Raw genomic sequence first — 10,399 nt, 5'->3', positions numbered from 1 at the left:
GGAGTACCACAAGGTAATCGCGCAGGATTAGCAAAGGGGTAAGCTGACTTTTTCAAGAAAATCTTGATTCGGAAGACTTGTTGTACATGGGATATCTAAAAAAACCATTCAAATCAGGAGATATTTTTTGCATTTTTACAGAATAATATTTTAATTTATGCTAAATATTTTATATTAAATTTTGTAATCTGAATTTTGTACTTGATCACCCAATAATTGTTATGCGTAAAATATTACCATTGATGGGAGTTGCCCTGCTCCTTTTTGCCTGTAATCCCGATGGAAATGAGCCTGTCCAGGACCCCACAGTTTTGATCAATAAGGAAGCCGAAGTATTGAGCAAGCGGCTCAGTCTCGAGGGGACCGGGGTCGTTGGAATCATTCCCTCAGCATTTATCAACGGCCGTATCTCCGAAGATGAGCTGCCTGCCGGAAAGATACCCATGATGGTTGTTTCTCAGGTAAGCCCGCCAAGTTATGAGGGAATCGAGTTGATGGCGACCCATGTCGACATTTCCGATAATTATGCTTTTGTAAGCTACAACGTCGCAGGTCCAAGGTTCCTTGGAGCGATTGAAATTTTTGATATTTCCGATCCGCTGCAACCGAAAATAACCAGCCAAGCGGTATTCAAACATGCTGACATCAACGCACTGGTATATCGTGATGGTGTCTTGTATGCCGCAGGGGCATTTGACATCGATCAGGAACCAGGTGTGACCACTGCTGCCCAACTGGTAAAGGTAAACGTCAGCAATGGTGCGTTCACCTCGGATTTTTTGAAGTATGACATCGAGGGTTTTGCAGCCGTGGATGTGGACGTGAAGGATGGAAAGGTGGCAGTTGCTTCCGGCAGCAACGGGCTGATCGGAATTTTTGACCAAAAGGGCCAAATGACGGATAAATTCCCGCTGGGCGACCTTCGGTCCCTGAAGTTTGGGGACAAGGTCATCGCGGCACTTAGCGGCACTGAGGGTATCAAAGTCTTGGATGCGCAGAGTTTAAAGGAATTGCGTTCGATAAAAACAGGTATAGACGCAGCCGAGTCAAAACGGACCTTGGATATGGCAATGGGAATGATCTTCGCTTCTGAGGGTTCCAAGGGAGTAGGAGTTTACGGCGTTGAGACGGGAGAAATGTTGCAAAGGCTATCCATCCCACTTAATCCGAACGGAGTTCAGGAGGAGGACATTGTGACCAATGCGGTTTCATTCGACAACGGTAGGATATTCATGGCCAACGGTGGCGCAGGAGTATCTGTATCGGAAGTATCAGGGTCTGACATCATTGAGGAACTTGGAATCCTTGGGATTTCGGGCTCTTCAAATTTCATCAAAGCCTATAAGGGTTTTATTTTTGTGGCCTCAGGACGCAAAGGCCTTCAGATTCTTAGCCTAGCGGTAAAGGATGAACAGGTAATCGATCCGGGAATTGACTGTATAGGATTGTCGGCTTATACTGGAAATGCAAACCTAAACGTGAATTCAAATGAAGAGCTTGGTTATGCCGGGGCGGCCGCACTGAAGAATGTCAATGTGGGTGGAAAATTGACCTATTGTGGTTCCCTTACAATCGAAAATAGCCTCAACATTAATTCTGGAGGTCTGTTTCAAATTAACGGTGCATTCGTGTTTGGCCAATACAACCGCAACAATACCCTGAGCATCAATACCAATGCAACACTAAAGATCTCTGGAGAGGTTGTCATCTATGGTGATCTCAATCTAAACTCCGGCGCCACGCTCGAATTTGTAGGTCAAAACGACAAGATCACGATTTTTGGGCGGGTTAATAAGGGCTCAGGTGTGACAATCAAAGGAGATTTTGAAGATACAGAAGGGAAATTAAAGTAGAGGGATCTGCTAAACGAACACCACTTTCCAAAAGGCTCTCATATTGAGAGCCTTTTTTATACATTTTATTGAAGTAAATTATCTCTATAAAACATTTAAAAGCGTTAAATAATATTTGAAATGCAAAATATATGATGTAAAAGTAAAATAATGCCTGAGAAATTTTGAGATTTGAAAAACATAATTGTATATTTGAAATACAATTAAATATCTATCTCGAAATGAAAGCTCTTTTTAACCTCCTTCTTCTGATCTCCTTTGTGTCTTTTTCCCAAAAGGCATGGTCGCAAGTGACCTACACAACCAACGGAACATGCGCATCGACGCTATCCAACTATTGGAGTTCATCTACATGCTGGACAAGGACAGGCAATTGCAACAGTTCCCTTGTCCCACCCACAACCAATGGAACCACCTCTTGTAGAGTGAGAATTGTAATCAATCACACAGTAAACATTTCCACCTTGACTCTGAGAGCGTTCCATACACTCGAGGTAGGTCCAAATGGCGTTTTGAATATTTCCGGCAACCTGACCCAAACCGCAGAAGTTACCGCAAACATTGTGGTCAATGGTGGCGAATTGAAAGTACAAGGAAATTTGCTTCTCCCTTCTGGAAGATCAAGTGCCAAAACAATCATGAACGTTGACATCCGGAATGGAGGTAGCTTCGAGGTAACTGGCGTAACCGATGCTTTTGGCACAATCACTGGTGGAAAATTGGATGTGAAAAACGATGCGACGCTTAACCTAACTGGAGATGCAGATGCGCAAAGTTCTTTGCTTGTAAAATCATTCGAGTTTGGCCAAAGATCAACCATCAATATTGCGGATGGCGGTGGGTTAATCGTAGAGGGCCTAACGGACTATACAGGAAACAATTCTTCAATCAACGTAAATGGATTTTTCAGGACCGGTGGGGTACTAATCAGGGGTGGTGCCGGAAATCAGCTGAATACTTTTGGGAATGCTGAGGTCGTAATCGACAACGATCTAGATGTACGTGGAAATTCAGAGATTACCTTCGGCGGTAACAGTTTGGTGGATATCGGGGGTGATGTCAGAGTTGAAGGGGGCTCTGTTGTAACCGCAACCAATACCGCTCAAATCTTTGTTTGCGGTAGCTATCCAGATCCGAGCGATTCAAAAAGTGGCGCCGTGGAATTGATCGATGGACAGTTTAATTCTAGCTGCCGCATCCTCCCTGTCGACTTCGCTGGATTTGACGCCAAGTTCGACGGCCAAACCAATGCAGTCAATCTTACTTGGTCAACAGCCAAGGAATGGAACAACAGCCATTTTGAAATCGAAAGGTCTATCGGTGGCATTGCTGATTTCAAAAAAATCGGAGAAGTAGCCGGCAAAGGCTGGTCCGATGACCTCTCCAACTATGCCCATGTAGACAATACCCTGCCAAACGGCAAAGCCATCGCCTATTACAGAATCAGACAGGTGGATTTTGATGGCAAGTCTTCCATAAGCAAAGTCATCTCTATACAGACACAGGTGGTCAACGAGACAAAAAGCGCCTGGCAGGCCTATCCAAACCCGGTCCGGGACAATCAGATCAACATCAAATTGCTCGATTACAGCGCATTCTCGGGCGAAAATATCCAAGCCAGAATCGTACATGCCAATATGATGGTCGCATCACAGGAACTCGGTTCTGTCGAAGAACTCAATGCCTTCCTGCAACAGCAGATTTCAAGAATCCCCAAAGGTGTATTCGTCATCGAAATCAAATGGGCCGACAAAATCGAGCACCTCAAAATGCTCAAAGCCCTATAAGACATTCTCTTCAATCACTTTTTCAATTCATGGTTTTTTGGCCCCCTCATGGGGGCTTTTCTTTTTGAGTCATATTGGCCGGCTATTCGATGGGCTTAGATCTGATTGCGAGAACTGCAGGCCTACCTGTTATATTGAAAATAGTGCAAACTAAATTAAGTTTAGTAAGTGGATTTTTCGACTTATCATGAAAAATGAATGAAATTATTTGTGATAAAAAACAAATTTATATATTTGTAAGCTGAAAAATTGGATATGAATAAAGTTAATATATTTTATAGAGTATTGTTCTCAATATTACTTGGGTTTACAATCACCGAACAAGTTCGATCTCAGTGTGTGCCTATCACAACAATCCCATCAGGAACGGGAACCTATGTGGTTCCGGCGGGAGTAACTACCATAACTGTAGAAGTATGGGGCGCAGGAGGAAGGGGCGGCAGCCGTACGGCTACAGGCGGCGGCGTTGGTAGAGGCGGTGGCGGTGGTGGCGGGGCCTATTCCCGAAGTATTTTCTCGGTCACGCCAGGTCAATCTTTTCCCTATAATGTCGGTGTGGGTTCCAGTAATCCTTCTCCAGGTGGGGATACTTGGTTTGGCTCGAGTAACACTTTGATGGCAAAGGGAGGAGATTCTGCTGGCAATAATGATACCAATGGTGCTGATGGCGGACAGGCATCTGAAGGATTTGGAGAGTTCAAATTAAGTGGTGGCGATGGAGCGGACGCCCCTTCGGATCGTGGCGGCGGTGGCGGTTCATCGGCCGGGAACTCGGACCCTGGAAATTCCGCATCAGGAGTGAACGGAGCAACTGCCCCTTCAGGAGGCGGTAACGGCGGAAATGGGAGAAATGGAAATGACAACGGTTTCCCGGGGTCCTCACCAGGCGGCGGTGGTGGAGGAGCTGAACGTACAGGTGGTAGTGGTACAAGAACGGGAGGCCGCGGAGGCGATGGCCAAATCATCATCTCCGCATGTCCCTGTTTTACGATTTTGGACGACGGTGCTGTTTCTGGTGTGAATATCATCCAGTTCAACGCAGATTGTGATTGGGAAGCACCTGAAGGCTTGCTGGAATTTGATGTTTTGGCTGTCGCAGGCGGCGGCGGAGGTGGTTTCGGAAATGGCGGAGGTGGCGGAGGTGGCGGCATTGTCCACGCCAATGTAAATATTGAACTGAAGGATCCGCAAGGCCTTCCTGCGGGTACCACCTTTAGCATCAATGTCGGTCGGGGCGGAAATGGATCTGACGATGAAGATGACCAGGGAGAAGATGGTGAAGATTCGAGTTTTGATTTGGGAGGCTTTTACCAAGTAGTTGCCGGAGGTGGTGGCGGAGGTGGATCCCAAGATGAGGGTGAAGGCCGAGATGGAAGAAACTCCTCTATTTTAAGTGGTTCCAGTGGCCTTACCTCTGTATTCTTGAGAGGTGGAAGCGGTGGCGGAGGTGCGGATGATGAAGGCGGCGGCAATGGCGTGAACGCCGGTGGCAATGGTGGAGATTCCGATGAAGATGAATCTGGCGGCGGAGGCGGCGGAGTTGGTGGCAATGGACAGGATTCGGATAGTGATGAAGGAGGAAATGGGGGAATAGGCCTGAGATTCTCTGATTTTGATATTGACCTCGATCGATTCTTTAGCGCAGGCGGCGGAGGCGGTGGAGAAGATAGCGGCGGTAACGGCGGTAGCAGCGGTAGCGGTGGTACTGGAGGTGAAGGAGAGGAAGGTGACGATCCATTGTCGGAGAGAGTTGGCAGGAATGGAAATAGTCCAGGTTCTGGCGGAGGTGGTGGAGCCGACGATGCGAGGGGCGGGAATGGTGCCCGTGGCATCGTTTACGTAGTGTATCTAAATGCGCGGATACTTCCGGTGGAATATTTATTCTTTGATGTGAACTACGATACAAAATCGAATACTTCGAAACTCGCTTGGGCCACATCAAAAGAGTGGGAAAACCAAGGATTCGAAATCCAAAGGTCTGTAGCCGATGTCGAGAATTTTGAGACCATTGGGGAGGTGGCTGGAAAAGGCTGGTCAGACACGGAGTCTAGGTATGAGTTTGAGGATAAAACCCTTCCGCTCAGCTCAGGAATAGTTTATTACCGATTGAAGCAAGTGGACTTTGACGGGACTTTCGCCTACAGCAAGGTTATCTCTGTAAAGACAGCAGGAATAAAATCAACCACTGGAGTTTGGAGAGCCTATCCAAATCCGACGACAGGCGAACGCCTCCGGGTTAGCCTGTTGGATGCATCCCAATATGACAATGAAGAGATCAGATTTAGATTGTTGCACCCAACTTCCCTTTCCAAGGCAGAAACGGTCAATTCCGAAGAGGAAATGAACCTTGCCTTACAAGACTTACTCGTCGCGATGCCCAAGGGCGTATTTGTAATCGAAATTCAATGGGGACAAAAAGTGGAGCATATCAAAGTATTGAAAACGAATTAGCAGCATAAAAGCTCGAAATTTACCTATAGGCTTCTTTCATCAGCCCCCATTTTGGGGGCTTTTTATTTTGAAACAGTTTTTTTGTATTTCAATTACAATATTGTACTTTTGAAATACAGTATAGCCCTTGTAAGCACTTTTTCAAAATGAGAGAAGTTTTTAAGATATCGTGTTTTTTGCTACTGATTTTTGGAGTCGGGGTGAAGGGAAATGCCCAAACGTATACGTTTGATTTGACGAGGCCAAACTGCAACGGAACTTGGACGGACGCTGATTGTTGGGAAAAATTAAACAATATAAATATTCCCGCCGGATGTTCCGATGTTGGAACAAGTGTAATACCTAATTTATCAGGCGGAACTGGAACTTGCCAAAGACTCGTAGTTATCACCGGTAACGTTACATACAATGGAACGATGAGCCTCAGAGGTCCTCTCAATGAAATTAGGGTCCAAAATGGTGCCGTATTCACAATTCCAGGGGACATTAGTATTCTAGCTAATCAAACTATAAATTTCAACTTAATTGAAAACAGTGAGTTGAACATCAATGGAAGTTTGGGATTTGAATCTGCGTCTGGAGGACCGAGTGCTGCTACCCGGTTAACAGTTAAAGGGGACAGCTCTTCATACCTTCGAATTAGTCAATTAGATTTGCGAAACCGAGGCATTTTGACGGTTGAAGCTGGTGCTAATGTAATAAATGAGGGTCCTTCAAATTACAACGGTAACGGCTCGAGGATTGATGTATATGGATTTTACCGAACTGCAGCAGTTGATATTCAAGGAGGGCCAAACCATCAATTGAACTCGTATGGAAATGCTGATATCATTGTTGATGGCGATGTTACAATTGCTGGGAATTCCAACATTTCATTTAATGGGAATAGTGAGATTGATGTAGGTGGGAATATTAATGCTGCAGGAAGTACCTCAATTACCGTTTCTGACAACGCAAAAGTTTATCATTGTGGAACTAGAGAAGGGAATACCTTTCAGGTTGGGGGTGGCCTATTCATTCCACAATGCCGCATCCTCCCCGTCGACTACACCCACTTCGAAGTAGTCCAATCTCCGAATCGGGCAAGTACTTTGCTGAAGTGGACGACCGCAAAAGAGGAAAATAACGAATACTTTGAGGTGGAGCGCTCTTTGGCGGGTATTCAGCATTTCAAAGTCATCGGGCAGGTACCGGGCATGGGTTGGACGGATGCGTCAAGTGCCTATGTTTTTGAGGACAATTCGCTGCCGCTTGCAGGTGGGGATGTGTATTACCGCTTGAGACAGGTGGATTTTGATGGCAAGTATTCCTTGTCAAAGGTGCTCAAGCTGCGCGTCCAAGGGGTGAATTCCACCCGGGGCATTTGGCGGGTTCACCCCAATCCCGTCGCAGGAGAATCACCAAAGTTGAGCTTGGTGGAGGCCTCAGCCTACACCGATGGTCCCATCCAGATCAGATTGATACATGTGAGTTCGGTGATGCAAAAAGCCGAATTGCAGAGCATCGATCAACTCAATGAATCCTTCCCCAGTCTGTTTGCAAAAATGCCAAACGGCCTTATCCTTCTCGAAATCAGTTGGGGTACCCAAGTCGAGCAGATCAAAATCATGAAAAAATAGGCTCCCGCCAATCCGATAACACAAAGGCCCCGCGTGGGCCTTTATCTTTTCTCCTCATACCAGGTCTTGTGGACGATTTTCCACTGTCCCTCGATTTTCATCAAAGTCAGGTAATCAAAATAGTAGATGCCCGGCCACCACAGTTCGGTCTTGACTAATGCTGTATATCCTTTGATCTCGATGGAGTGGATTTGGTTTTTGAACTGGCTTCGGTCTCTTTTTTCTCCTTTGGCGGTATTGGCAGCCCAGTCCTTGAACTCAGTCACAGTCAAGGTCTCGCCCCGATAGCCGATAAGCCTTGCTTCGCTAAAGAACGCTTGTTGGAGTTTTTCCACATCACGATCCATCATCCCATCGAAGTAGGCTTGGATGGTGGCGGTGATGGCTGTTTTCTCTTCCGCTTCGGTTTGCGCATGGGTGGGGACGAAAAGTGCCCAAAAAGCGAGGATTGTCAGGAGTGTTTTCATTTTTCGGGAAAGAAAAAAGTCCCGAGGAAATTCCCCGGGACCCTTGTTTTTTAATTGTTGGGAAAACCAATTCCCATATTGTACCAGCCAAAGGAGAAAGTGTCGGCTATCTCCTCTATTTGTTTCGAGGTAGGTTTGCCCGCACCGTGTCCCGCATTGGTTTCTATGCGGATCAACACGGGATTTTCGCCTTGGTGCATTTCCTGCAGTGTTGCTGCAAACTTGAACGAATGCGCAGGCACCACCCGGTCGTCGTGGTCAGCAGTTGTGACCAAAGTAGCGGGATAGGAAGTTCCTGCTTTCAGGCTGTGCAAAGGCGAATAAGCCTTGAGGTAGCGGTACATTTCTTCGCTTTCGTCGGCCGTACCGTAGTCATAAGCCCAACCTGCGCCTGCGGTGAATTGGTGGTAGCGCAACATGTCCAACACGCCGACAGCAGGGAACGCGACTTTTGCCAAATCAGGTCTTTGTGACATCACCGCACCTACCAAAAGACCGCCATTGCTACCACCTCTTAGGGCCAAGAAATCGGACGAAGTATAGCCTTCTTTGATGAGGTATTCACCCGCCGCGATAAAGTCGTCAAACACGTTTTGCTTGTTCATTTTTGTTCCGGCCAAATGCCAGTTTTCACCGTATTCACCACCTCCACGCAAGTTTGGAACGGCGTATACACCACCATTTTCCAACCAAACGGTATTGGCAATGCTGAAGGAAGGTGTCAAGCTGACGCTGAATCCCCCGTAGCCATAAAGGATCGTGGGGTTTTTGCCGTTGAGCTCCAAGCCTTTCTTATGCGTGATGATCATTGGGATTTTGGTTCCGTCCTTCGACGTGTAAAACACCTGTTTGCTTTCGTACTGCGCCGGGTCAAATTGGACTTTGGGACTATTGTACAACTCACTCTTTCCTGTGGCAATATCATATTTGTAAATTGAGCCCGGTGTGATGTAGGAGGTGAAGGTGTAATAAAGCGCCGTTTCTTCTTTTTTCGCATTGAATCCGCCTGCGGTTCCTACGCCCGGAAGTTCTACAGTCCTTTCCAAAGTACCCGCATAGTCAAACTGCTTCACCTCGGTTATAGCGTCCTTCAGGTAGGAGGCGAAAATCTTACCCCCGCCAGAGGAGATGCTCAAAACATTCTCCGTTTCCGGAATCAAGTCTACCCATTGGTCTTTGTTGGAAGCATCCAATGTCATCTTGACCAAGCGGTAGTTGGGGGATTTGTAATTGGTATGGATGAAAAACACACCGTCCTGATGGTCTTCGATGCTATGATTGTTGTCCATATCGGAGACGATTTGGACGATTGGAGCGTTGGGTTTCGTCAGGTCTTGCAGATACAATTCATTTCCGGTGGTGCTATTGGCAGCACTGATGACGAGGAACTTCCCATCTTCGGTCACGCCAGCGCCCACATACCTGCGGGGATTCTTGTCGTCTCCAAAGATCAGCTTGTCCTCGCTTTGCGGTGTACCCAATTTGTGGTAGTACAATTTGTGGTTGTTGGTCAGGGCAGAAAGCTTCGAGCCGTCAGGCTTGTCGTAGGTGCTGTAGTAGAAACCATCTTTTCCATTCCATGCGATGCCGGTGAACTTGGCGTCTACAATCTTGTCGGCAAGCAATTCCTTGCTGCCCGTTTGCATCACGTAGATATCCCGCCAATCGGACCCAGCTACGGATACCGCGTAGGCAAACAATTCACCATCCTTGGTGAATGCCGTGCCTGCCAGCGATGTCGTGCCGTCTTCCGAAAGCTTGTTCGGGTCGAGGAATAACTCTTCCGTCTGATCGGCGATCTTTTTCCGATACAAAAGAGATTGGTTTTGCAGCCCGTCGTTTTTGTAGTAATACTGGTATTCCCCGTAGGTAGTCGGAGCGGAGATTTTTTCATAGTTCCAGACTTCCTCCAGCCGTTTGCGGACTGCTTCGCGGAACGGAATCTGTGCCAAATAGCCGAAGGTCACTTCGTTTTGGGCGGTAACCCAAGCTTTGGTTTCTTCGGAATAATCATCCTCCAGCCATCTGTACGGGTCGGGGACATTTTCGCCCCAATACGTATCGATATGGTCTGATTTTTTGGTTTCTGGATAACTCACTTTGATGGTTGGGAATTGGTTTTGTGGTTGGCAGCCTGCCAAAATACCGATGGAAAGGCCAATTGTTAAAACTCGCTTTGGGTTCATAAACGGGTTGGGTTAAAAGGGATTTTTGAATTGGTA

The 10,399-nt window shown here is 46.8% G+C and carries 6 protein-coding genes; 4 read left to right on the top strand and 2 right to left on the bottom strand.

All coding sequences use genetic code 11. The features are described 5' to 3' along the window. The first annotated feature begins 221 nt into the window (after positions 1-221). The 4 genes from C943_RS21130 (at position 222) to C943_RS21630 (ending at position 7,710) form a co-directional block, all read left to right on the top strand. A complete protein-coding gene (locus tag C943_RS21130) occupies positions 222-1,853 on the top strand; it encodes an LVIVD repeat-containing protein (RefSeq protein WP_051069661.1) in 1,632 nt (543 codons plus the stop codon). A 464-nt stretch (positions 1,854-2,317) separates the two neighbouring features. Beyond that, positions 2,318-3,640, top strand: coding sequence for a fibronectin type III domain-containing protein (locus tag C943_RS21125; RefSeq protein ID WP_040481764.1), 1,323 nt, complete (start codon positions 2,318-2,320; stop codon positions 3,638-3,640). A 339-nt stretch (positions 3,641-3,979) separates the two neighbouring features. After that, positions 3,980-6,091 carry a glycine-rich domain-containing protein gene (locus C943_RS21635; protein ID WP_008632146.1) on the top strand — a complete coding sequence of 704 codons (2,112 nt, stop codon included), beginning with the start codon at positions 3,980-3,982 and terminating at the stop codon, positions 6,089-6,091. A gap of 671 nt (positions 6,092-6,762) precedes the next feature. After that, positions 6,763-7,710, top strand: a complete 948-nt coding sequence (locus tag C943_RS21630) for a hypothetical protein (protein WP_169334646.1) — start codon at positions 6,763-6,765, stop codon at positions 7,708-7,710. 41 nt (positions 7,711-7,751) lie between these two features. Here C943_RS21630 and C943_RS21105 read toward each other — a convergent pair whose 3' ends face one another. Both C943_RS21105 and C943_RS21100 read right to left on the bottom strand, forming a co-directional pair. After that, the gene (locus C943_RS21105) at positions 7,752-8,177 is read right to left on the bottom strand and encodes a nuclear transport factor 2 family protein (protein WP_008632142.1); all 426 of its coding nucleotides are present in this window, start codon (positions 8,175-8,177) and stop codon (positions 7,752-7,754) included. A 50-nt stretch (positions 8,178-8,227) separates the two neighbouring features. Further along, positions 8,228-10,363 carry a prolyl oligopeptidase family serine peptidase gene (locus tag C943_RS21100; RefSeq protein ID WP_008632140.1) on the bottom strand — a complete coding sequence of 712 codons (2,136 nt, stop codon included), beginning with the start codon at positions 10,361-10,363 and terminating at the stop codon, positions 8,228-8,230. Positions 10,364-10,399: the final 36 nt, after the last annotated feature.

This window comes from Mariniradius saccharolyticus AK6 (assembly GCF_000330725.2).
Lineage (GTDB): Bacteria > Bacteroidota > Bacteroidia > Cytophagales > Cyclobacteriaceae > Mariniradius > Mariniradius saccharolyticus.
Note: the sequence above shows the minus strand (reverse complement) of the source record. Positions and strands in the feature narration are given on the sequence as shown.